This window comes from Streptococcus viridans (assembly GCF_900636365.1).
In the GTDB taxonomy this organism is placed as follows: Bacteria; Bacillota; Bacilli; order Lactobacillales; family Streptococcaceae; genus Streptococcus; species Streptococcus viridans_A.
Map to the genome: position 1 here is coordinate 652925 of NZ_LR134266.1, position 23919 is coordinate 676843.

Sequence of the window (23919 nt, forward strand, 5' to 3'; positions counted from 1 at the left end):
GGAGAACGATGATGATGAAAGAAATGAGAGAGAATGAAGTTTAAACGTGCCTTATTTGCGACACTTTCCCTTGGTTGCCTATGTTTTCCAATGCTCGTAAGGGCGGATGATCTTTACCAACAAGAAGACATCATGTCAATCACAGAAAAATCAGGGACTTCGGTGGATGAGTTTTTCCGTCCTAAGGCCGATATTGTTGTTGATGCTCACACAGGAGCGATTGTTTATGGAGATAATATTGATGCTCCTCGTGACTCCGGTAGTATGGCTAAATTGATGTCCGTCTACGTTCTTCTGAAAGCCATTCAAGAAGGGCAGCTGGATTATGATACCCAAATTACAGCGACAGAAACAGATGTAGCAATTTCGCAAAACCAGAAGTTGAGCAATAGTCCCATTGTGGCGGGTGCTAAATACAAGGTATCGACCCTCCTGAATATGATTTTTGTTCCTTCATCTAGTGCCGCTACCATCATGATTGCCAATAAGGTGTCTGGAGGAGATCCGGATAAATTCTTGGATTTGATGAACCAGCGGGCCCAAGAAATTGGAATGACCAATACCAAGTGGAACAATCCTAATGGTGCCCCAACTGCAGTCTTGGATGGCTACTATAATCCGACACGCTATGATCAACACGCCATTAACCAAACAACAGCGAGAGATATGGCTATTTTGGCATATCACATGGTCAATGAGTTTCCTGAAATCCTCAACTACACTAAAAATGCTAAGATTACTCTCTTTGAGGGTACAGATTATGAAGAAACGCATGAGAATTATAATTATTCTTTAGAAGGTGGAAGGTATTCTCTAAAGGGAGCGGATGGTCTGAAAACAGGCTCTAGTCCGACTGCGGATTATAATTACACCTTGACGGTTAATCGTGGGAACCAGCGATTTGTCCAAGTCATTATGGGAGTTGGCCATTACGATGTAGAAATTGCAGAGAGCCTGCGCCACGTCATTGGAAATGCCCTGATTGAAAGACTCTATCAAGATTATGAATACAAAGAGGCTCTACCGGCGGGGGATCACACCATTCAGGGGCAAACCTATCACTTAGACAAACCCTTCTATGCTACGGTAAAAAGAGGGACTAATCCAGAGGTCAGTGTTCAAAATGGCCAGCTGCAAATTGCCAATGGCTTGCAAACTCTTTCTCCGTCTATTCAGCAAACACAGTCTGTAACCGCAGTACAAGGGGCTCATCAGAAGTCCACTAGCACGCGTCAAAAAGGCTGGGATCCAATGTGGCTCTGTTGCTTCCTTCCCTTCATTTTCCTAAGAATTTTCTTTAACATGAGATATAAGAGAAAATAAGAAGATTTCCAGATTTGGAAATCTTAAATTAAATAAATAGTATTCCTAGAAACTTTCCTTAGGTGAGTACGGACGTCAGCGAACTTCGAAGAAGTTCCATGACTTAGTTTTGGATCTAAGGCTCCAAAACTCCCGAGTGCTAGAAACATTATGTTTCTAGCACTTTTCTCACAGCGGAAAGTTTTTGATCTTCTTATATGACTAAAAAATATATGTCATTCTTATTTAATCATCCGAATATCTTAAGTAAAAAATAGTTTGTCTACATTCGAAGATTTCCAAATACGGAAATCTTTTTTTGTAGTGAACCAAAGGAACATCTGGTTTCTGAGAGAAGCAGTGCTAGAACAGTTGTTCCCCATTTTCGGATATTATTTCACAATCTATCATGAACTAGTGATTGATTTGACGGTCAAAATATTTGATGATACAATGGTCTCAAATCAATATTAAAGGAGTTATCAAATGAAAAAATTGATTTTATCTACTACAGCCTTGTTGGCAGCTGCTTCGCTTGCAGCTTGTTCAGGTAAGCAAGAAGTAAAAACCGAAGCTTCTTCATCTACTGAGAAGACAGAAAAGGTAACAAGCAAATCTTCTAGCTCATCTAAGGCAGAAAAGACTTCTTCTAATACTAGCTCTCAAACAACAGGTGATGTATTCCCATCAGACGAAGAGCTTGAAAAGTTAAAAACAGTTGGTGATTTTAAAAAGTGCTTAGCAAAAATCGTGGATGAATCCAATCGCTTGATGACTGAATCGATGGAATCTCTTCCTGAAAGTGCCAAAGAGACATTTGCTCAAACAGCAGATTCGCTTAAGGAGACTCTTGCACAAACTAAGGAAGCATTCAATAAAGCTGTTGAGCGTTATGGGGATGATAATGCGGAAGTTCCAAAAGAGTTTCGTGAAAACTTTATTGAACAGTTGAAGACTGCTCGCGACTCTGTCAAAGACTCATCAGAGTCACCAGTTGACCAAGATTCAGACGATGAAGATAGCGATTCAGATGAATAAATAGATTGCTAGCATTGGACTTTTTGGTTAAAAGCCAAATAAATCGATAGACCGGAGATAGACTGATCTCTGGTCTTTTTTTAAAGAATCAGGGGACATGTATGAATTGACGGCAACCTAGCTTGATGCTAGAATGGTAGTGGAATGATAAAAAGGAGAGATTGAATGAAAAAAAGACTATTATCAATGGTTGCTTTAATGGGAGTGCTTGGGCTAGTAGCCTGCTCGAATCAAGAAGGGACCTCGTCCAGTGAAAAGTCAGTTCAGAAAACAGCTCAGTCTTCTAGCGCTTCTCAGGGCAAGAAAGTGACCAGCTTGAAAGGATCCTCAGAATCTCCTTTTGTTTTGTATACAGATGAGGAACTTGAAAATGCCAGAACCGTTGGGGATTTTAAAGCTCTCTATGCTTTGATGATGGGCCGAACAGTTGCTCATTCGGAGGAGGCAGGAGCATCACTCACGGGCTCTGCAAAAGAGACCTATGAGACTTATCTGAAAAACTTGAAGGAGAAAATGGAAACGAGCAAGGCCCGTTTTAATGAATCCATGGATACGATAGGGCCTGAAGACACCGATGTCCCGGAAGATGCTCGTGCAACCATTGTTGAAAAATTTGAAACAGCTCGAAAACAAGCTGAAGCATCTGAAAATGGGACCTCCCCATCAGCGGAAAGTCAAGATCCGGCATCAGACGAGAAAACGAGTGAGTCAAATCAATAACCGACGTTATGAATAGTCTCGTCTAAGATGAATGAACATTCTCTATACATGTCAGTAAGATCATATCTAAACAGAGGCTGGGACAAAAGTCCGGCCTCTCAATTGTCTTTGGATTGTCGAGCAAGACGCAGTGGTTGAGTGGGCTCTACTACGCTGATTTCATCAGCTTTTACAACCCTACTCAACTGTGCGGAGGTGGGACGACGAAATCGAATTCTAACGAATGACCGATTTCTGTCCCACTCTCTTTTTTCTTTCTCCTCTAATATAAGCGTCTTCAGTTACGAATTATATAAGTGGAGGTGATGACATGTTTATTGCGGCTGATGCAAAGCAACAGCGTTGGAATTGTTTGGAGAAGGTTCCGATGAGAAGAGATGGTCCCTTTGTCTGTCTCCTTTGTGGAAAGGAAGTCCGCTTAAAGAAAGGGCGAGTGATGCGTCCTCATTTTGCCCACGTCAACCTAGAGGCTTGTCCCTTCCATCATGAAACGGAGAGTCCAGAACATTTGGAGTTAAAGTTGGAGCTTTATCGATGGGCCAAACAAAATACCCAAGCTGAAGTGGAAAGTCCTTTGCAGGTTCTCCAACAGATTGCGGATGTTCTCCTTCCAGATCAAAAGATTGCCTTAGAAGTGCAATGTAGTTCCTTGTCTATGGAGCGTTTAAAAGAACGGAGCGATGCCTATCGCATGCATGGTTATCAAGTTTATTGGTTATTGGGGAAAAACTTATGGCTCAAGAAAAGCCTGTCAGCTCTGCAAGAAGGTTTTGTCTATTTTAGCCAAAATAGGGGCTTTCATCTCTGGGAGCTGGACCTAGAGCAGCAGGAAGTTCGGCTCCACTATTTGATCCATCAAGACTTGCGAGGGCGTCTTCATTATCGGACTCAACATTTTCCTTTTTATGGAGGGAGCTTATTAGAAGTTTTGCGGACCCCTTATGCCCAACAAGGCTTGCAACGAATGACGGTCCCTCTAGACCGACAGTTTAAGGACTATCTTCGTCAGCAGTTGTATTACCGGCATCCTAAGTGGATGGCCCTTCAGGAACAACTCTATCTGAAAGGAAAGCATCTTCTGGACTTAGACTTGGAATCCTTTTATCCCCTTTGTCGGCCACTGAAGTCTTCGCGTTTTATCCAGATTAAGGGAGACTGGCGAAGCTATTACCAGAACTTTATGACCTATTATCTCCAAACCGGAATGAAAGCGACGCAGACTCTTTATTCGCCTCGTTTTTATCAGAACTGGAAAGCTTAAATTTCTGTCAATCAAATACCCCCAAATGCTAATATTATGTTAGAATAGAAGCATTGGAGGATTTTTGTAATGGTAAAACAACGAAATGAAATTGATGAAAAATACCAATGGGATTTGTCGACCATTTTTGCGACAGACCAAGCTTGGGAGGAAGAAGCAACTGCTTTAGCTGCAGCCATTAAAGATGCTGCCCATTTTGCAGGTTCTCTATTGTCTTCTCCAGCTAACCTATTAGAAACCACAGAAGTTTATTTGGACTTGAGCCGTCGTTTGGAGAAGGTCTATGTTTACGCCCATATGAAGAATGACCAGGATACACGCGTAGCCAAATACCAAGAATTCCAATCAAAAGCGATGTCTCTTTATAGCTTTTTAGGGGAAACTTTTGCCTTCTACGAACCAGAATTTATGGAGATTACCGAAGAGCAATATGCCAACTTCTTGAAAGAAGTCCCTGCCTTAGAAGCTTATGCTCATTACTTTGACAAATTGCTCAAAACCAAAGAGCACGTTCTTTCCCAAAAGGAAGAAGAGTTACTAGCAGGAGCGGGTGAAATCTTTGCTGCGGCAGGTGAAACCTTTGAGATTTTGGACAATGCCGATATCGTCTTCCCGATGGTGAAGGATGACCAAGGACAAGAAGTACAGTTGACCCATGGAAACTATATTTCTTTGGTAGAATCTAAGGATCGCCAAGTCCGTAAGGAAGCTTACCAGGCCTTGTATGGTGTCTACGAACAGTACCAACATACCTATGCTAAGACCCTTCAGACCAACGTCAAGGTTCACAATTACAATGCCAAGGTTCGTAAATTCTCAAGCGCGCGTGAGGCAGCTCTTTCTGCTAACTTTATCCCAGAGAGCGTCTACGATAGTCTAGTAGAAGCAGTGAATAAGCACTTGCCTTTGTTGCAACGCTACGTGAAACTCCGCTCAAAAATCTTGGGAATTGAAGATTTGAAGATGTATGATGTCTACACACCATTATCTTCTACCGATTACAAGTTCACCTATGAAGAAGCCCTTGCCAAGTCTGAGCAAGCTTTGGCGGTGCTTGGTGATGACTACCTATCCCGCGTGAAGCGCGCCTTCACTGAACGTTGGATCGATGTTCATGTCAACCAAGGAAAACGCTCAGGTGCCTATTCAGGTGGATCGTATGACACCAATGCCTTTATGTTGTTGAACTGGCAAGATACATTGGATAATCTCTTCACCTTGGTGCATGAGACTGGTCACAGTATGCACTCCAGCTATACCCGTGAAACCCAGCCTTATGTCTATGGGGACTATTCGATCTTCCTTGCTGAGATAGCTTCCACAACCAATGAAAATATCTTGACCGAGCAACTGTTAGCAGAAGTAGAAGATGATGAAACCCGTTTTGCTATTCTCAACCACTTCTTGGATGGTTTCCGTGGTACGGTCTTCCGTCAAACCCAGTTTGCTGAGTTTGAACATGCGATTCACAAGGCCGACCAAGAAGGACAGGTCTTGACCAGCGAATTCTTGAATGAGCTCTATGCGGACTTGAATGAGAAATACTATGGTCTTTCTAAAGAAGACAATTCAGAAATCCAATACGAATGGGCTCGCATTCCTCATTTCTACTATAACTACTATGTTTTCCAATATTCAACTGGTTTTGCAGCAGCCTCTGCCTTGGCTGAGAAAATCGTTCATGGAACACAGGAAGATAAGGACAAATACATAGAATATTTGAAGGCTGGAAATTCGGATTATCCACTCAACGTGATCCGCAAGGCGGGTGTCGATATGGAAAAAGAAGACTACCTCCATGCAGCCTTTGAAGTCTTTGAACGTCGTCTCAATGAATTTGAGGCACTGGTTGAAAAATTAGGATTGGCCTAAGATGGTTGAGTCTTACAGTAAAAATGCCAACCACAATATGCGCCGCCCAGTTGTGAAGGAGGAAATTGTCTCCTTCATGCGGGAGCGCCAAGCACCTGTTACGGATGCCTTAAAGGAGCTAGAAGAATTTGCTCGTCGGGAGAATATTCCCGTCATCCCTCATGAAACGGTTGCTTTCTTCCGTCTCTTTTTGCAGACCATGAAACCCAAGTCGATCTTAGAAATCGGGACGGCGATTGGTTTTTCAGCCCTATTGATGGCGGAGCAAGTGCCGGATGCAAAGATTATGACCATTGATCGCAACGAGGAAATGATTGGTTTTGCCAAGGAAAACTTTGCTCGTTTTGACCAGCGCAAGCAAATCACTCTTTTAGAGGGTGATGCGGTGGACCTGCTGGAGCATATTGAGCAACGCTTTGACTTGATTTTTATGGATTCGGCTAAGTCTAAGTACATCGTCTTTCTTCCAGAAGTTCTCAAACGATTGGAAGTTGGGGGAGTAGTCATTTTGGACGATATCTTCCAAGGAGGAGATGTGGCGCGTGATATTATGGAAGTTCGTCGTGGACAACGCACCATCTATCGAGGTTTGCAACGTCTCTTTGATGCCACTTTGGACCATCCTAGCTTGACGACCAGTTTGATTCCCCTCGGAGATGGCATTCTTATGATTCGTAAAAATCAGGAAGAGATTTCTTTGCCGACAGAAGAGTAGCTTTTAGACTTATTTAAGTTATCCTGTTGAATTTGTGGTAAAATAGTAGAAGTGAATTTTAGAATGGAGAAATAAACATGAAGAAAAAATTTGTAGCTGGAGCGGTGACCCTTTTATCCGTTGTAACGCTAGCAGCTTGTGCAAAAAGTGGCAGTGACAAAGATATCGTCACAATGAAGGGGGATACCATCACTGTTGGTGATTTCTATGATGAAATCAAATATAACCAAGGTGCACAACAATACCTTTTCCAAATGACCATTAATAAAGTCTTTGAAAAAGAATACGGCTCAAAAGTCTCAGACAAAGATGTTGAGAAAAAAGTTGATGAGCAGAAAAAACAATTGGGTGAAGCCTTCAATAGCTACCTCACGCAACAAGGTTTAACAGAAGAAACCAACAAACAACAAATTCGTAGTAACCTTTTGTTAGAGTATGCGGTTGACCAAGCTATTTCAAAAGAATTGACAGACGAAGCTTATAAAAAAGCCTTTGAAACTTATACACCAGAAATCACTGCAAATGTGATTAAATTGGATTCAGAAGAAAAAGCGAATGAAGTTCTTGCAAGTGTAAAAGCTGAAGGCGCTGACTTTGCACAAATTGCCAAAGAAAACTCTACAGATGCTAGCACCAAAGAAAACGGTGGAGAAATCAAATTTGACTCTGGAACAACAACTGTTCCAACTCGTGTCAAGGAAGCAGCATCTAAGCTTGATGTAAATGGTATTTCAGATGTCGTTATTGATCCTGCTAGTCAAAAAAGCGCTGGTGCCTACTATATCGTTAAAGTAACTAAGAAGGAAGAAAAAGGATCTGACTGGAAGAAATACGAAAAACGCTTGAAAGAAATTCTGACGGCAGAACGTAAAAATGATGCCAACTTTATCCGTAGCATCATTGCCAAAGCAATGACAAATGCCAATATCAAGGTGAAAGATGATGCCTTCAAGGCAACCTTCAACCAATACATGCAAAATATTGGTGCAACAACAGAAGATAGCTCATCTTCTAAATAAGGATATTAGTTGACGAGCATTGTATTTATCTGTATAATGAGATAGTTGAGAATAAATCATTTAGAATCAGATGCAGAGAAGTGGCGGGGGTGCGAGCCATGGAAGAGGAATGATTTTGCTACTCAATAGAACAATTACATAATCGAATGAAGAATGACAAGTTCATTGAATGAAGGTGGTACCGCGGTTTTTCGCCCTTCGTTAGTGAGCTTGTCTTTTTTTCAGCATTTCTACCGGAGATCCTTTCTAATAAGAGAAAGGTCTTCATAAGGATTTGCAGGAGGAAACTGATGAAAACGTATCTGGTCAAACAAAAGTTTCGACTTGGAGGGGAACGCTTTGACATCAAAAATGATCTAGGAATGGTGGAATACCAGGTAGAAGGTTCATTTTTGAAAATTCCCAAGACCTTTACGGTATTTGATGTGGAAGGCCAGAAGGTTAGCCATATCACGAAGAAGCCTTTTAGCCTCTTACCCCAATTCACTGTAGAATTGGCGGATGGCTCCAGTTTTTTCATCCGTAAAAAACTAACTTTACTCCGTGATAAGTACGATATTTCTAATTTAGGACTACGTATCGAAGGCAATATCTGGGATTTGGATTTCAAGTTATTGGATGATCGGGACCAGCTGGTTGCAGAGATTAGCAAACAAGTCTTTACCTTGACGTCGACTTATCAGGTATCCGTCTATGAAGAGGAATATGCCAATCTCGTGATTTCCTTGTGTCTTGCCATTGACTATGTAGAAATGATGGAGAATGGCTCCTAAGCCGATCAATAGAAAACAATAAATAGAGGAGAAAACATGAAACAATTATCTAGTGCACAAGTCCGCCAAATGTGGCTTGATTTCTGGGCGACCAAAGGTCACTCAGTAGAACCATCCGTTAGCTTGGTTCCAGTAAACGATCCAACCCTTTTGTGGATCAACTCAGGGGTTGCTACTCTTAAGAAATACTTTGACGGGACCATCATCCCTGAAAACCCACGGATTACCAATGCGCAAAAGGCTATCCGTACCAACGATATTGAAAACGTAGGGAAGACGGCGCGTCACCATACCATGTTTGAAATGTTGGGGAACTTCTCAATCGGGGATTACTTCCGTGACGAAGCTATTACATGGGCTTATGAACTTTTGACAAGTCCTGAATGGTTTGACTTCCCCAAAGAAAAACTCTATATGACCTACTACCCAGCTGATACAGATTCTTACAACCGCTGGATTGAAGTGGGCGTGGATCCAAGTCACTTGATTCCAATCGAGGACAACTTCTGGGAAATTGGTGCTGGACCTTCTGGACCAGATACAGAAATCTTCTTTGACCGTGGGGAAGCCTTTGACCCAGAAAATATTGGTATTCGCCTTCTCGCAGAAGATATCGAAAACGACCGTTACATCGAGATCTGGAACATCGTCTTGTCACAATTTAATGCTGACCCAGCTGTCCCTCGTAGCGAGTACAAGGAATTGCCACACAAGAACATTGATACGGGCGCTGGTTTGGAGCGTTTGGTAGCTGTTATCCAAGGTGCTAAGACTAACTTTGAAACAGACCTATTTATGCCTATCATTCGCGAAGTGGAGAAGTTGTCTGGTAAGGTCTACGACCAAGATGGCGACAATATGAGCTTCAAGGTCATCGCTGACCACATCCGTTCACTTTCATTTGCCATCGGTGATGGTGCCCTTCCAGGAAATGAAGGCCGTGGTTATGTCCTTCGTCGTTTGCTCCGTCGTGCCTCTATGCATGGTCAAAAATTGGGTATCAATGAGCCTTTCCTTTACAAACTGGTTCCAACTGTTGGTAAGATCATGGAAAGCTACTACCCAGAAGTTCTTGAAAAACGTGACTTTATTGAAAAAATCGTTAAGAGCGAGGAAGAGTCATTTGCCCGCACTCTTCACTCAGGTCAACACTTTGCAGAAACTATCGTAGCAGACTTGAAAGAAAAAGGCCAAACGGTTATCGCTGGTCAAGATGTCTTCAAACTCTACGATACTTATGGATTCCCAGTGGAATTGACAGAAGAGATTGCTGAAGAAGCTGGAATGACTGTAGACCGTGAAGGTTTTGAAGCAGCTATGAAGGAACAACAAGAACGTGCGCGTGCGTCAGCTGTCAAAGGCGGATCTATGGGGATGCAAAATGAAACCCTTCAAAACATCACTGTAGAAAGTGTCTTCAACTACAATGCTAGCCAATTGTCTTCTAAATTGGTGGCTATCGTAGCGGATAATGCAGAAGTAGAAGCTGTAACAGAAGGAACTGCATCTCTGATTTTTGCAGAAACTCCATTCTACGCTGAAATGGGTGGACAAGTTGCGGACCACGGTCAAATCTTGGATGCTCAAGGAAACGTCGTAGCGACAGTAACAGATGTACAGAAAGCACCAAACGGACAACCACTTCATACTGTTGAAGTTCTTGCGCCACTTGCTTTGAACCAAGAATACACTTTGGCCATCGATAGCAATCGTCGTCATCGTGTCATGAAGAACCACACAGCCACTCACTTGCTTCATGCGGCTCTTCACAATATCCTTGGTCACCATGCAACTCAAGCAGGTTCACTTAATGAAGTAGAATTCCTTCGCTTTGACTTCACTCACTTCCAAGCTGTCACTCCTGAAGAATTGCGTGCTATTGAGCAACAAGTCAATGAGAAGATCTGGGAAGCTATCGCAGTGGAAACAGTTGAGACTGATATTGATACAGCTAAAGAAATGGGTGCTATGGCCCTCTTTGGTGAGAAATACGGTAAGGAAGTCCGTGTTGTAACGATTGGTGACTACTCAGTTGAACTTTGTGGTGGTACTCACGTAGGTAACACTTCTGAAATCGGTCTCTTCAAGATTGTCAAAGAAGAAGGGATTGGATCAGGAACTCGTCGTATCTTGGCAGTGACTGGTAAAGAAGCCTTCGAAGCCTACCGTGAACAAGAAGATGCACTGAAAGCCGTCGCAGCAACCTTGAAAGCTCCTCAACTCAAAGAAGTGCCTCACAAGGTTGAAGGACTTCAAGAACAACTCCGTCAATTGCAAAAAGAAAATGCTGAATTGAAGGAAAAAGCGGCAGCAGCAGCGGCAGGTGATGTCTTCAAAGACGTTAAGGAAGCAAACGGCCACCGTTACATTGCTAGTCAAGTTTCTGTATCAGATGCAGGTGCCCTTCGTACCTTTGCGGATAACTGGAAACAAAAAGACTACTCAGACGTCCTTGTTCTTGTCGCAGCTATTGGTGACAAGGTCAACCTTCTCGTAGCTAGCAAGACTAAAGATATCCACGCAGGTAACTTGGTTAAAGAATTGGCTCCAATCGTCGATGGACGTGGTGGTGGAAAACCAGACATGGCCATGGCAGGAGGAAGCAACCAAGCCAAGATCCAAGAATTGTTGGATGCCGTAGCAGGTAAATTGTAATAATCGGAGAGAGTGGGACAGAAATCGGTAATTCGTTAGAATTCGATTTCGTCGTCCCACCTCCGCACAGTTGAGTAGGGCTGTAAAAGCTGATGAAATCAGCGTAGTAGAGCCCACTCAACCACTGCGTCTTGCTCGACAATTCAAAAACAATTGAGAGGCTAGGACTTTTATCCCAGCTTCTTTTTTCTAAAAAGAAGCGAACCTAATCACAAAAAGATTGCAACAAAAAAACCTTTCCGTCTGGAAAGGTTTTTGTCTTATAGGCCGTAGTTGTAATCGTCATCCTGCATGGCTTCTACTTCACCGAGAAGGTAACCATTTCCGACTTGAGAGAAGAAGTCATGGTTGGATGTACCGGTTGAGATCCCGTTCATGACGATGGGGTTGACATCATCCGCTGAGTCAGGGAAAAGCGGGTCTTGTCCCAAGTTCATGAGGGCTTTGTTAGCGTTATAGCGAAGGAAGGTCTTGACTTCCTCTGTCCAGCCCACACCGTCATAGAGGCTCTCTGTATAGCCTTCTTCATTCTCATAGAGGGTGTAGAGCAAGTCATACATCCATTCTTTAAGTTTTTCTTGTTCCTCTTCTGGTAATTCGTTAAATCCGAGTTGGAACTTGTAGCCGATATAGGTTCCGTGAACAGATTCGTCACGAATGATCAACTTGATGATCTCAGCTACGTTGGCCAACTTGTTGTTTCCAAGATAGTAGAGTGGTGTGAAGAAACCAGAGTAGAAGAGGAAGGTTTCAAGAAAGACGCTGGCTACTTTCTTTTCTAGAGGAGTCCCATTGAGGTAGATTTCATTGATGATCTCTGCCTTCTTCTGAAGGAAGGGATTGGTATTGGTCCACTCGAAAATCTCTTCGATTTCTGACTTAGTATTCAAGGTAGAAAAGATAGAAGAGTAGGACTTAGCATGGACAGATTCCATGAATTGGATGTTGTTAAAGACAGCTTCTTCATGAGGCGTACGGATATCTGCACGAAGAGCTTGCACACCTGTTTCAGACTGCATGGTATCCAAGAGCGTCAATCCACCAAAGACTTTACCAACCAAGTCTTTTTCCTTGTGAGATAATTTTCTCCAGTCGTCCAAGTCATTTGATAAGGGAATACGTGTATCCAACCAAAATTGTTCGGTTAGCTTTTCCCAAGTAGATTTATCGATGACATCCTCGATGGCATTCCAGTTAATGGCTTTGTAGTAAGTTTCCATTTGAAATCTCTTTCTTTTTCTAATTCATTCAATCATACAATCATTGTTATTCTAACACAATTGTTAGAATACTGCACAAAAAGTCGGCGGACCGACTTTTGGTAACAATGGATCAGAGTGTCTTAGATGACACAGCTTTCACATTGGTTGGCACCAACTTCTCCGCCATCATCTGTAAAGGTACGGACGTAGTAGATAGACTTGATTCCCTTGTTAAAGGCATAGTTGCGAAGGATAGACAAGTCACGAGTGGTTTGTTTGTTTTCAGTTTTCCATTCGTAAAGGCCTTTTGGAATGTCACTGCGCATAAAGAGAGTCAGTGAGAGCCCTTGGTCTACGTGCTCAGTTGCAGCAGCGTAGACATCAATGACTTTGCGCATATCCATATCGTAAGCAGAAGTGTAGTAAGGAATGGTATCTGTTGATAATCCTGCAGCAGGATAGTAGATTTTCCCGATTTTCTTCTCTTGGCGCTCTTCAATCCGTTGTGTAATTGGGTGGATAGAAGCAGATACGTCATTGATGTAGCTGATAGAACCATTTGGTGCTACAGCCAAGCGGTTTTGGTGGTAAAGACCATCTGCTTGAACCTTCGCACGCAATTCTGCCCAATCTTCTGCACTTGGGATGAAGATATCTTTAAAGAGTTCTTTGACGCGATCAGATTTTGGAACAAACTCTCCAGTCGTGTACTTATCAAAGTAGCTACCATTTGCGTAGTCTGATTTTTCAAAGTTATGGAAGGTAATACCCCGTTCACGCGCGATGTTGTTTGATTCCACGAGGGTCCAGTAGTTCATGAGCATGAAGTAGATGCTCGTAAACTCAACAGACTCAGGTGATCCGTATTCAATCAATTGTTGGGCAAGATAACTGTGAAGGCCCATAGCACCAAGACCAAAGGTATGCGCTTGGCTATTTCCGTGGTCGATAGTAGGAACAGCGACGATGTGAGAACTATCGGTTACAAAGGTCAAGGCACGAACCATGGCACGAATGGAACGACCAAAATCAGGTGAAGTCATCATGTTGACTACGTTGGTTGAACCAAGGTTACATGAGACGTCTGTTCCCATTTTAATGAATTCTTGGGCATCGTTAATCAAGCTTGGCTCTTGAACCTGGAGGATCTCTGAACACAAGTTACTCATGATGATCTTCCCATCAACTGGGTTTGCCCGGTTAGCAGTATCGATGTTGACTACATAAGGGTAACCAGATTCTTGTTGCAATTTAGAAATTTCAGTTTCCAAATCACGCGCCTTGATTTTTGTCTTGCGGATGTTTGGATTAGCGACCAACTCATCGTATTTTTCAGTGATGTCGATGTAGTTGAATGGCACTCCGTATTCACGCTCTACAGAGTAAGGGCTGAAGAGGTACATTTCTTCATTCTTACGAGCCAACTCGTAGAACTTGTCTGGCACGACGACACCAAGTGAAAGGGTCTTAACACGAACCTTTTCATCGGCATTTTCTTTCTTGGTAGAAAGAAAGGCGATAATATCTGGGTGGAAGACGTTGAGATAAACAGCCCCAGCCCCTTGGCGTTGTCCCAATTGGTTCGAGTAAGAGAAGCTATCTTCAAAGAGTTTCATAACAGGTACGACCCCAGAAGCAGCTCCTTCATAGCCCTTGATCGGTGCTCCAGCTTCACGAAGGTTGCTGAGGGAAATCCCAACCCCACCACCGATACGAGAAAGTTGAAGGGCAGAGTTGATAGAGCGTCCAATCGCATTCATGTCATCGGTTACTTGGATCAAGAAACAGGAGACCAATTCTCCACGACGGGCACGTCCAGCATTTAAGAATGAAGGAGTAGCTGGTTGGTAGCGTTGGTGGATGATTTCGTTTGCGATGTCTTTTGCAATGTCTTCATTTCCATCCGCAAAATAGAGAGCATTGAAGAAGACGCGGTCTTCCATGCTTTCGAGATAGTATTCTCCATCATTTGTTTTCAGAGCGTACTGGTTATAGAATTTATAGGCAGCCATGAAGGACTTGAATTGGAAGTTTTGATCTTTAATAAATTGATAAAGTTCTTCCAAAAATTCAGGACGGTACTTCTGAATGAAGGCTGTTTCGATATAGTTGTGTTCAATAAGGTAGTTGATTTTATCCGTTATTGAATCAAAGGCCATGGTATTTGGCACAACGTTTTCTTTGAAGAAGGCATCCAAGGCTTCTTTATCTTTATGAAGCATGATTTGACCGTTTACTGGACGGTTGATTTCATTATTAAGACGGAAGTAGGTTACGTCTTCAAGTGATTTTAATCCCATAATGTTCCTTTTTCTAATTCAAAAACAAAGGGGAGGCAAGCTCCCCTGTACAAGTAAAAGGGCTAGGGGAATACTGTAGTCGAGAACTACAGTATTTCATTCCCTAGACCAATCAGATCCTGTTTGATAGTTTTAAGATAATTTCTTGAGCTTAGCTGGTTGGAAGCCAGAAAAGACTTCATCTGCCGTTTGGATAACTGGTGCAGCGTTGAAACCAAGGTTCTTCACATGGTCTACAAACTCAGGTTGCTCATCTAGATTAATTTCACGGTATTCAACGTGATTGGTATCTAAAAAACGTTTGGTCATTTTACATTGAACGCAATTATTTTTTGAATAAATTGTCACCATAGTGTGATCTAACTCCTCTAAATTCATAAATCTGTATCTAGTATAAACAAAAGGTTTTTTCTTGTCAAGAGTTTTAACTAAATATTGTGCACATAAATTAACTATTCCGAATGATACCACAATATGTAGTATTGTAAGAATTAGTGAAAATTAAGGAAAACGTGAAAAATATAGGTTTTTAAAGTCAAAGTAATTTAGTCCTTTTTCCTAAAATTCTATATACTGTGTCCATGAAACCAATTCTATTTATTTAATAGAAGAAAGTTAAAAAGTAGTCCAAAAGAATAGAAAAATTGAGTGCTTCCTGTAAGTATTTTCAGTAAGTGTGTGATAAAAATCTTGAAAAATATTGGAGAAGATGATATAATAGCAAATTGTAAGGGTTATCACAGATAACTCAAAACTAATTATAAAAGGAGAGTCAAACTATGGCTTCTAAAGATTTCCACATCGTGGCAGAAACAGGTATCCACGCACGTCCAGCAACTTTGTTGGTTCAAACTGCTAGCAAATTTGCTTCAGATATTACTCTTGAATACAAAGGTAAATCAGTTAACTTGAAATCAATCATGGGTGTTATGAGCCTGGGTGTTGGTCAAGGAGCTGACGTTGTAATCTCAGCTGAAGGTGCTGACGCTGATGACGCTCTTGCAGCAATCGCTGAAACAATGGAAAAAGAAGGATTGGCATAAACATGACAGAAATGCTTAAAGGAATTGCAGCATCTGATGGTGTTGCCGTTGCTAAGGCATATCTACTTGTTCAACCCGACTTGTCATTTGATACAATCTCAGTTGAAGATACAAATGCAGAAGAAGCTCGTTTGGATGCAGCTCTTGAAGCTTCACAAAACGAGCTTTCTCTTATTCGGGAGAATGCAGTAGCGAGCCTTGGTGAGGAAGCGGCACAAGTATTTGATGCTCACATGATGGTTCTTTCTGACCCTGAAATGGTTGGTCAGATCAAGGAAACGATTCGCACGAAGAAGGTGAATGCTGAGGCTGGATTGAAAGAAATCACAGACATGTTTATCACCATCTTTGAAGGAATGGAAGATAACCCATACATGCAAGAACGTGCGGCAGATATTCGCGACGTGACCAAACGTGTTCTTGCAAACTTACTTGGTAAGAAATTGCCAAACCCAGCGACGATCAATGAAGAAGCAATCGTGGTTGCGCATGACTTGACTCCATCAGATACAGCTCAATTGAACAAACAGTTTGTTAAAGCTTTTGTTACAAACATAGGTGGCCGTACAAGTCACTCAGCCATCATGGCTCGTACACTTGAAATCGCAGCTGTTCTTGGTACAAACAACATTACCGATCTTGTAAAAGATGGTGATGTTTTGGCTGTATCTGGAATCACTGGTGAAGTAGTCATCAACCCAAGTGAAGAACAAATAGCAACTTTCAAAGCAGCTGGTGAAGCTTATGCGAAACAAAAAGCTGAATGGGCTCTCCTTAAAGATGCGAAAACTGTTACTGCAGATGGGAAACACTTCGAGTTGGCTGCTAATATCGGTACACCTAAAGACGTTGAAGGTGTGAACGAGAACGGTGCAGAAGCAGTTGGTCTCTATCGTACTGAATTCTTGTACATGGACTCTCAAGACTTCCCAACTGAAGATGACCAATACGAAGCATACAAAGCAGTTCTTGAAGGTATGAATGGTAAACCTGTTGTCGTTCGTACTATGGATATCGGTGGGGATAAAGAACTTCCTTACTTCGATCTTCCTAAAGAAATGAACCCATTCTTGGGTTACCGTGCTTTGCGTATCTCAATCTCTGAAACGGGTAACCAAATGTTCCGTACACAATTGCGTGCTTTGCTTCGTGCATCTGTTCACGGTAAATTGCGGATCATGTTCCCAATGGTTGCTTTGTTGACGGAATTCCGTACAGCTAAAGGTATTCTCGAAGAAGAAAAAGCAAAATTGGTTGCTGAAGGTGTTGCTGTTGCGGATGATATCCAAGTTGGTATCATGATTGAAATTCCAGCTGCAGCTATGCTTGCAGACCAATTTGCCAAAGAAGTTGACTTCTTCTCAATTGGTACAAATGACTTGATTCAATACACAATGGCTGCTGACCGTATGAACGAACAAGTTTCATACCTTTACCAACCATATAACCCATCGATCCTTCGTTTGATTCACAACGTAATCAAAGCAGCTCACGCAGAAGGTAAATGGGCTGGTATGTGTGGTGAAATGGCCGGTGACCAAACAGCTGTTCCACTTCTTGTCGGAATGGGCTTGGATGAGTTCTCCATGTCAGCTACATCTGTCCTACGTACACGTAGCTTGATGAAGAAATTGGATACAGCTAAGATGCAAGAATACGCTAACCGTGCTCTTACTGAATGTTCAACAATGGAAGAAGTTCTTGAACTTTCAAAAGAATACGTTAACGTAGATTAATTGATTTTAAGAATCTGATAACAAAGTTATCACCTTGGAAGAGGTGGTAGCTTTTTTATTTTGCTACTTTATTTGTCTTATAAAGGAAGTAGCTGAATAAAAATAGAGTAGATATCCCTATATCAAAACAAAAAAACTAAATTTTCTAAAAATTTTCGGAAATAGGTTTAATTACAATGATTTTTATAGTATAATGTTAGAAAGATAGTTTGAAAGCTGAACAATTGTGAAACTATTTTAGTAAATTTCGGGTAGATAATGGAAATTTCAAATTATTTTCATAAATATTCATCGGATTATTCAAGAAAAAATCTTGAATATTTCAACTATTTATAGTAGAATAATACTAATAGGAAGCGCTTACATAAAAGCGAGAGAGGTGAGTGAATGGATACGAAACAAGCATTGTATACATTTGGAACCGGAGAGAACTTTCATCTTCAACATTATCTAGGGGCTCATAAAGAGCAAGTAGATGGTGTAGATGGGTATAGTTTCCGCGTATGGGCTCCAAATGCACAGGCGGTACACTTAGTAGGTGATTTTACCCAATGGGAAGAAAATGAAATCCCTATGGTGCGAAATGAAGCTGGTGTTTGGGAAGTTTTTACAACTTCACCTCAAGTGGGAGATATTTATAAGTACCATGTTACAAGACAAAATGGTCACCGCTTAATGAAGGTGGATCCTTTAGCGGTTCGCATGGAAAAACGTCCAGGAACTGGAGCGGTGATTACAGATATTCCAGAGCGGAAATGGAAAGATGGACTATGGATGGCGAGAAGGAGAAAACTTGGTTTCAGATCGCGTCCAGTAAATATTTATGAAGTTCATGCTGGATCATGGAAACGCAATGAAGATGGAAGTCCTTATTCATTTGCCCAGTTGAAGGAAGACTTGATACCTTACTTGGTAAAAATGAACTATACCCATGTGGAGTTCATGCCGGTGATGGCGCACCCACTTGGACTAAGTTGGGGCTATCAACTGATGGGGTACTTTGCCTTAGAGCATACCTATGGAACACCGGAAGAGTTTCAGGATTTCGTTGAGGCCTGTCACTTGAATAACATTGGGGTGATTGTGGACTGGGTACCAGGACACTTTACCATCAATGATGATGCCTTGGCCTATTATGATGGGACACCAACCTTTGAATATCAGGACCATCATCGGGCTCACAACTATGGTTGGGGAGCAATGAACTTTGACCTAGGTAAAAACCAGGTTCAATCCTTCCTCATTTCTAGTGTGAAATTCTGGATCGAGTTTTATCATTTGGATGGAATTCGGGTCGATGCGGTCAGCAATATGCTTTACTTAGACTACGATAGTGGTCCATGGACACCAAATATCGATGGTGGAAATCTCAACTATGAGGGAATCCATTTCCTTAAGCGGATGAATGCTGTGATTAAATCAGAACATCCGGATGTCATCATGGCAGCGGAGGAAAGTTCATCTGGCACCAAAATCACTGGTCCAGAAGAGTATGGTGGTTTAGGATTTGACTACAAGTGGAATATGGGATGGATGAATGATATTCTTCGCTTCTACGAGGAAGATCCTATTTACCGGAAATTTGATTTCAACTTGGTGACCTTTAGCTTTATGTATGCCTTCTCTGAAAACTTCTTGTTACCATTCTCTCACGATGAAGTGGTCCACGGGAAGAAGAGTCTCATGCATAAGATGTGGGGAGATCGCTACAACCAGTTCGCTGGCTTGCGCAATCTCTTGACTTATCAGATTTGTCACCCAGGTAAGAAATTGCTCTTCATGGGTTCTGAGTTCGGCCAATTCTTAGAATGGAAGTCTGAAGAACAGCTAGAATGGTCTAATCTGGACGATGACATGAACCGCAAGATGCAAGAGTTTACTTCACAGCTCAATCAATTCTACAAAGACAACAAGATGTTGTGGGAAATTGATGATAGCTATGATGGCATTGAGATTATTGATGCAGACAACCGAGATCAAAGTGTCTTGACCTTTACCCGTAAGGATAAAAAAGGAAATCATCTGCTTTGTATCTTTAATATGGCACCAGTAGAGCGCAAGGACTTTACGGTCGGCGTCCCTGTTGCTGGGGTCTATGAAGAAATTTGGAATACAGAATTAGAGAAATGGGGAGGTGTCTGGAAAGAGCACAACCAGGAAGTGAAGACTCAAGAGGGATTATGGAAAGATTATCCACAAACCTTGACCTTCACCTTACCGGCTCTTGGAGCTAGTGTATGGAAAGTGAAACGAAAACTTCGTTCCAATGTGTCTAAAACAAAAAAATAGTTGTTGGTGATCTACTGATCGCAGTCTATGATCCCATTCCTAACTCTGTAGAAGAGGCCAAAGTGCCTCTCCTTAGAAGTGGGAAGAAGGTCTCGTCAATCCAAAAAGGAGTAATCAATGAAGAATGAAATGCTAGCTCTGATCCTTGCTGGTGGGCAAGGAACTCGCCTTGGAAAACTCACTCAAAGCATTGCCAAACCTGCAGTGCAATTTGGGGGACGTTATCGTATTATTGACTTTGCCTTATCCAACTGTGCCAACTCAGGTATCCACAATGTTGGCGTGATTACTCAGTATCAACCGCTTGCCTTAAACAATCATATCGGAAATGGTTCAAGTTGGGGTCTTGATGGTATTAATACTGGAGTTTCTATCCTTCAACCTTATTCTGCAAGTGAAGGAAATCGTTGGTTTGAAGGAACAAGTCATGCGATTTTCCAAAATATCGACTACATCGATAGCATCAATCCAGAGTACGTGTTGATCCTTTCTGGAGACCATATCTACAAGATGGACTATGACGAAATGCTTCAGTCTCACAAAGATCACAATGCAAGTCTTACAGTAGCTGTATTGGATGTACCTTTAAAAGAAGCTAGCCGTTTCGGAATTATGAATACGGATGCCAACAATCGAATTGTAGAATTTGAAGAAAAACCTGCAGAGCCAAAATCAACAAAAGCTTCCATGGGTATCTACATTTTTGACTGGTCTCGCCTTCGCAATATGCTAGTAGCTGCAGAGAAGAGTGACATCGATATGTCTGACTTTGGTAAAAATGTTATTCCAACTTACCTTGAATCTGGAGAAAGCGTTTATGCTTATGAATTCAAGGGCTATTGGAAAGACGTGGGGACCATTGAATCTCTCTGGGAAGCGAATATGGAATACATTGATCCAAACAATGCTTTGGATAGCCGTGATCGTCACTGGAAGATCTATTCTCGTAACTTGATTTCACCACCAAACTTCTTTGGCGAACATACCCATATTGAAGATTCCTTGGTGGTGGATGGATGCTTGGTAGACGGAACAGTAAAACATTCTATCTTGTCTACGGAAGCACAAGTTCGTAAAGGTGCAGTCGTTGAAGATTCTGTCATCATGAGTGGTGCCATTATCGGACAAGGTGCCGTGATTAAACGCGCTATAATCGGTGAAGGAGCGGTCGTTTCAGAAGGTGTAGTCATCGATGGAACGGAAGAAGTACAAGTCGTTGGATATAACGAAAAAGTGGGGGTAGCAACAGATGAAGATTGATAAGTATTCAGCCATTTTAGGAAACACAGTAGGCTTCCATGATATGTCATCATTGACAGATCATCGTCCTGTTGCCAGTCTACCATTTGATGGGAAATATCGTTTGATTGACTTCCCGCTTTCAAGTTTAGCCAATGCGGGAATCCGTAGTGTATTTGGTATTTTTCAACAAGAAAATATTAGTTCTGTCTTTGACCATATCCGCTCTGGTCGTGAGTGGGGCTTGTCAACTCTTTTGAGCCACTACTATCTCGGTATCTACAACACTCCAGTAGAAAGTTCAAACGTTGGCAAGGAATATTATGAGCAACTATTGACCTATTTGAAACGCTCTGGTTCGAACCAGACAGTCGCTCTTAACTGTGATATCTTAGTAAACATTGATTTGAACCAAGTCTTCCACTTGCACAATACCGTTGACAGACCAATCACAGTGGTGTACAAAAAGATGCATCATCGTGACATCTCTGAAGTAAATGCGGTTTTAGAAATCGATGAGACAGACCATGTACGTGGACAAAAGTTGTTTGATGGCACAGATCCAGATGCTCTCTATAATATGTCAACGGATATCTTTATCGTTGATACACCATGGTTGATTGAAAAATTAGAAGCAGAAATCCATAAAGAACATCCAGAAAAATTGCGTTATATCCTTCGTGATTTAGCAGTAGAACACGGGGCCTTCGCTTTTGAATACACTGGCTATATTGCCAATATTCATTCAGTTGAATCCTACTATCGTGCTAACTTGGATATGTTGGAAACCAATAAATTCATGTCTCTCTTCTCACCAAATCAAAAAGTATATACCAAGGTGAAAAATGAAGAGCCAACTTACTATGCTCCTGGTTCGCAAATTAAGAATTCGCAATTTGCATCAGGAAGCATTGTCGAAGCTTTGGTGCATGATTCTATCATTTCCCGTCGTGTTCATCTACACCAGGGGGCAGAAATTCGTAGCAGTCTCCTGTTCCCAGGTGTCGTTGTCCATGAGGGAGCAGTCGTTGAGCATGCGATTCTTGACAAGGGCGTCGTAGTTGAAACTGGTGTAACCATTCGTGGAACCAAAGAAGCACCTCTTGTGATTAAAAAAGGTGCTGTGATTACAGAGGATATTGGATAATGAAATTATTGTTTGTTGCCGCTGAAGGAGCTCCTTTTTCAAAAACCGGGGGCTTGGGAGATGTCATTGGAGCACTCCCTAAATCCTTGGCTAAAAAAGGTCATGATGTTCGTGTCGTCCTCCCTTACTACGACATGGTAGAGGCGAAATTTGGCGACCAAGTTGAAGATGTTTTACACTTCGAGACCAGAGTGGGATGGAGAAGTGAATATGTTGGTGTGAAACGCATCTATCGTGATGGCGTCACCTTCTATTTTATTGATAACCAGAAATATTTCTTTAGAGGACATGTCTACGGAGATTTTGATGATGGGGAGCGCTTTGCCTACTTCCAATTGGCAACGCTTGAGATGATGGAACGAGTGGACTTTATTCCTGATATTATCCACGCTCATGACTACCATACAGCTATGATTCCTTTCCTACTAAAAGAGAAATACCGTTGGATTCAAGCTTACAATGGAATCAAATCTGTCTTAACCATCCATAATCTGGAGTTCCAAGGTCAGTTTGACCCAGGAATGTTGTGGGATTTGTTTGGAGTTGGGTTTGAGCGCTATGAGGATGGCACTCTTCGGTGGAAAGATTGCTTAAACTGGATGAAGGCAGGGATTCTCTACGCAGATCGTGTAACCACTGTTTCACCAAGTTATAGCTATGAAATCCGGACAGCTGAATATGGTTGTGGCCTTGATCAAATCTTGCGCATGGAATCTGGTAAATTAACAGGGATTGTGAACGGAATCGATACAGACCTCTACAATCCTGAGACAGATCCCCTCTTGACTTATCATTTTAGTAAAGATGATTTATCAGGAAAAGCAGCAAGCAAACGAGCTCTTCAGGAACGTGTTGGACTTCCGGTTCGTGATGATGTTCCCTTGTTCGGAATCGTTTCACGTTTAACACGCCAAAAAGGCTTTGATGTGGTGGTTGAAGAACTCCATAACCTTCTACAAAAGGATATCCAAATCGTTCTCTTGGGAACAGGAGATCCTGGTTTCGAGCAGGCCTTTGCTTGGTTTGGTCAAGCTTATCCAGATAAACTCTCAGCTAACATCATGTTTGACGTGCAGTTGGCACAAGAAATCTACGCCGCTTCGGATGTTTTCTTGATGCCAAGCCGATTTGAACCGTGTGGCCTTTCTCAAATGATGGCTATGCGCTATGGTACCTTGCCATTGGTTCACGAGGTAGGTGGACTGCGAGATACAGTGCAAGCCTATAATGTCATCGATGGCAGTGGTACTGGCTTTAGCTTTAACAACCTATCTGGTTATTGGTTAAACTGGGCTGTCGATCAAGCTTTGACAGTTTATACTCATGATAAGAATGCTTGGTACGGTCTCCAAAGAGAAGCCATGAGCCGTGATTTCTCTTGGGATACGGCTAGTCAACATTATGCTGATTTGTATCAATCATTATAAGATGAATGAAAAACGCCTAATTTAGGCGTTTTTTTGTTTGTATAAGAAAGAGTTTACTACTAAAATATAGGGAATCAAAAAAAGGAAAAAATCTGAGTAAGATATGTTGCTAAAATTACTGAAAAAAGATAAGATAGGTAAAGGTAAAAAATCACGGGAAGCTATTTTAGGAAAAGAGCCT

General features: G+C 41.9%; 18 protein-coding genes. 15 read left to right on the forward strand and 3 right to left on the reverse strand.

Annotation, left to right across the window (positions count from 1 at the left end; all coding sequences use genetic code 11):
- The first annotated feature begins 33 nt into the window (after nt 1-33).
- The 9 genes from EL081_RS03570 (at nt 34) to alaS (ending at nt 11355) form a co-directional block, all read left to right on the forward strand.
- The gene (locus EL081_RS03570; RefSeq protein WP_126404001.1) at nt 34-1323 is read left to right on the forward strand and encodes a D-alanyl-D-alanine carboxypeptidase family protein; all 1290 of its coding nucleotides are present in this window, start codon (nt 34-36) and stop codon (nt 1321-1323) included.
- A gap of 465 nt (nt 1324-1788) precedes the next feature.
- Nucleotides 1789-2340, forward strand: a complete 552-nt coding sequence (locus tag EL081_RS03575; RefSeq protein ID WP_126404002.1) for a hypothetical protein — start codon at nt 1789-1791, stop codon at nt 2338-2340.
- Between the two features lie 165 nt (nt 2341-2505).
- Complete coding sequence (locus EL081_RS03580; protein ID WP_126404003.1) at nt 2506-3060, forward strand: hypothetical protein; 555 nt, start codon at nt 2506-2508, stop codon at nt 3058-3060.
- A 310-nt stretch (nt 3061-3370) separates the two neighbouring features.
- The gene (locus tag EL081_RS03590; RefSeq protein ID WP_126404004.1) at nt 3371-4321 is read left to right on the forward strand and encodes a competence protein CoiA; all 951 of its coding nucleotides are present in this window, start codon (nt 3371-3373) and stop codon (nt 4319-4321) included.
- A gap of 69 nt (nt 4322-4390) precedes the next feature.
- Nucleotides 4391-6193 (forward strand): oligoendopeptidase F, encoded by a 1803-nt coding sequence (gene pepF, locus EL081_RS03595; RefSeq protein ID WP_126404005.1) that lies wholly within the window; start codon nt 4391-4393, stop codon nt 6191-6193.
- A gap of 1 nt (nt 6194) precedes the next feature.
- Nucleotides 6195-6908 carry an O-methyltransferase gene (locus EL081_RS03600; protein ID WP_126404006.1) on the forward strand — a complete coding sequence of 238 codons (714 nt, stop codon included), beginning with the start codon at nt 6195-6197 and terminating at the stop codon, nt 6906-6908.
- Between the two features lie 77 nt (nt 6909-6985).
- On the forward strand, nt 6986-7927 hold the full coding sequence (locus EL081_RS03605; protein ID WP_126404007.1) for a peptidylprolyl isomerase: 942 nt from the start codon (nt 6986-6988) through the stop codon (nt 7925-7927).
- A 290-nt stretch (nt 7928-8217) separates the two neighbouring features.
- A complete protein-coding gene (locus EL081_RS03610; protein WP_125374277.1) occupies nt 8218-8700 on the forward strand; it encodes an LURP-one-related/scramblase family protein in 483 nt (160 codons plus the stop codon).
- Nucleotides 8701-8736: 36 nt separating this feature from the next.
- Complete coding sequence (alaS, locus tag EL081_RS03615; protein ID WP_126404008.1) at nt 8737-11355, forward strand: alanine--tRNA ligase; 2619 nt, start codon at nt 8737-8739, stop codon at nt 11353-11355.
- A 260-nt stretch (nt 11356-11615) separates the two neighbouring features.
- Here the strand turns inward: alaS and nrdF are convergent, their stop codons facing one another.
- From nrdF to nrdH, 3 genes are all read right to left on the reverse strand, one after another.
- Nucleotides 11616-12575 (reverse strand): class 1b ribonucleoside-diphosphate reductase subunit beta, encoded by a 960-nt coding sequence (nrdF, locus tag EL081_RS03625; protein WP_126404009.1) that lies wholly within the window; start codon nt 12573-12575, stop codon nt 11616-11618.
- Between the two features lie 122 nt (nt 12576-12697).
- Nucleotides 12698-14857, reverse strand: a complete 2160-nt coding sequence (gene nrdE, locus EL081_RS03630; RefSeq protein WP_126404010.1) for a class 1b ribonucleoside-diphosphate reductase subunit alpha — start codon at nt 14855-14857, stop codon at nt 12698-12700.
- Nucleotides 14858-14989: 132 nt separating this feature from the next.
- Nucleotides 14990-15208 carry a glutaredoxin-like protein NrdH gene (gene nrdH / locus EL081_RS03635; protein ID WP_006596951.1) on the reverse strand — a complete coding sequence of 73 codons (219 nt, stop codon included), beginning with the start codon at nt 15206-15208 and terminating at the stop codon, nt 14990-14992.
- Between the two features lie 428 nt (nt 15209-15636).
- On the opposite strand from nrdH, the gene EL081_RS03640 reads away from it, so the two are divergent.
- From EL081_RS03640 to glgA, 6 genes are all read left to right on the forward strand, one after another.
- Complete coding sequence (locus EL081_RS03640) at nt 15637-15900, forward strand: phosphocarrier protein HPr (protein WP_006596636.1); 264 nt, start codon at nt 15637-15639, stop codon at nt 15898-15900.
- Nucleotides 15901-15902: 2 nt separating this feature from the next.
- The gene (gene ptsP, locus EL081_RS03645) at nt 15903-17636 is read left to right on the forward strand and encodes a phosphoenolpyruvate--protein phosphotransferase (RefSeq protein ID WP_126404011.1); all 1734 of its coding nucleotides are present in this window, start codon (nt 15903-15905) and stop codon (nt 17634-17636) included.
- 387 nt (nt 17637-18023) lie between these two features.
- Nucleotides 18024-19925 carry a 1,4-alpha-glucan branching protein GlgB gene (gene glgB, locus EL081_RS03650; RefSeq protein WP_126404012.1) on the forward strand — a complete coding sequence of 634 codons (1902 nt, stop codon included), beginning with the start codon at nt 18024-18026 and terminating at the stop codon, nt 19923-19925.
- Nucleotides 19926-20042: 117 nt separating this feature from the next.
- Nucleotides 20043-21185, forward strand: coding sequence for a glucose-1-phosphate adenylyltransferase (locus EL081_RS03655; RefSeq protein ID WP_006596633.1), 1143 nt, complete (start codon nt 20043-20045; stop codon nt 21183-21185).
- Nucleotides 21175-22311 (forward strand): glucose-1-phosphate adenylyltransferase subunit GlgD, encoded by a 1137-nt coding sequence (gene glgD, locus EL081_RS03660; RefSeq protein WP_126404013.1) that lies wholly within the window; start codon nt 21175-21177, stop codon nt 22309-22311. The genes EL081_RS03655 and glgD overlap by 11 nt, the downstream gene beginning before the upstream one ends.
- On the forward strand, nt 22311-23738 hold the full coding sequence (gene glgA / locus EL081_RS03665; protein WP_126404014.1) for a glycogen synthase GlgA: 1428 nt from the start codon (nt 22311-22313) through the stop codon (nt 23736-23738). The genes glgD and glgA overlap by 1 nt, the downstream gene beginning before the upstream one ends.
- The last annotated feature ends 181 nt before the right edge of the window (nt 23739-23919 follow it).

Coding starts and splice junctions, on each gene's coding strand:
- EL081_RS03570 (WP_126404001.1), top strand. CDS start 34: ATGAAGTTTAAACGTGCCTTATTTGCGACACTTTCCCTTGGTTGCCTA.
- EL081_RS03575 (WP_126404002.1), top strand. CDS start 1,789: ATGAAAAAATTGATTTTATCTACTACAGCCTTGTTGGCAGCTGCTTCG.
- EL081_RS03580 (WP_126404003.1), top strand. CDS start 2,506: ATGAAAAAAAGACTATTATCAATGGTTGCTTTAATGGGAGTGCTTGGG.
- EL081_RS03590 (WP_126404004.1), top strand. CDS start 3,371: ATGTTTATTGCGGCTGATGCAAAGCAACAGCGTTGGAATTGTTTGGAG.
- pepF (WP_126404005.1), top strand. CDS start 4,391: ATGGTAAAACAACGAAATGAAATTGATGAAAAATACCAATGGGATTTG.
- EL081_RS03600 (WP_126404006.1), top strand. CDS start 6,195: ATGGTTGAGTCTTACAGTAAAAATGCCAACCACAATATGCGCCGCCCA.
- EL081_RS03605 (WP_126404007.1), top strand. CDS start 6,986: ATGAAGAAAAAATTTGTAGCTGGAGCGGTGACCCTTTTATCCGTTGTA.
- EL081_RS03610 (WP_125374277.1), top strand. CDS start 8,218: ATGAAAACGTATCTGGTCAAACAAAAGTTTCGACTTGGAGGGGAACGC.
- alaS (WP_126404008.1), top strand. CDS start 8,737: ATGAAACAATTATCTAGTGCACAAGTCCGCCAAATGTGGCTTGATTTC.
- nrdF (WP_126404009.1), bottom strand. CDS start 12,575: ATGGAAACTTACTACAAAGCCATTAACTGGAATGCCATCGAGGATGTC.
- nrdE (WP_126404010.1), bottom strand. CDS start 14,857: ATGGGATTAAAATCACTTGAAGACGTAACCTACTTCCGTCTTAATAAT.
- nrdH (WP_006596951.1), bottom strand. CDS start 15,208: ATGGTGACAATTTATTCAAAAAATAATTGCGTTCAATGTAAAATGACC.
- EL081_RS03640 (WP_006596636.1), top strand. CDS start 15,637: ATGGCTTCTAAAGATTTCCACATCGTGGCAGAAACAGGTATCCACGCA.
- ptsP (WP_126404011.1), top strand. CDS start 15,903: ATGACAGAAATGCTTAAAGGAATTGCAGCATCTGATGGTGTTGCCGTT.
- glgB (WP_126404012.1), top strand. CDS start 18,024: ATGGATACGAAACAAGCATTGTATACATTTGGAACCGGAGAGAACTTT.
- EL081_RS03655 (WP_006596633.1), top strand. CDS start 20,043: ATGAAGAATGAAATGCTAGCTCTGATCCTTGCTGGTGGGCAAGGAACT.
- glgD (WP_126404013.1), top strand. CDS start 21,175: ATGAAGATTGATAAGTATTCAGCCATTTTAGGAAACACAGTAGGCTTC.
- glgA (WP_126404014.1), top strand. CDS start 22,311: ATGAAATTATTGTTTGTTGCCGCTGAAGGAGCTCCTTTTTCAAAAACC.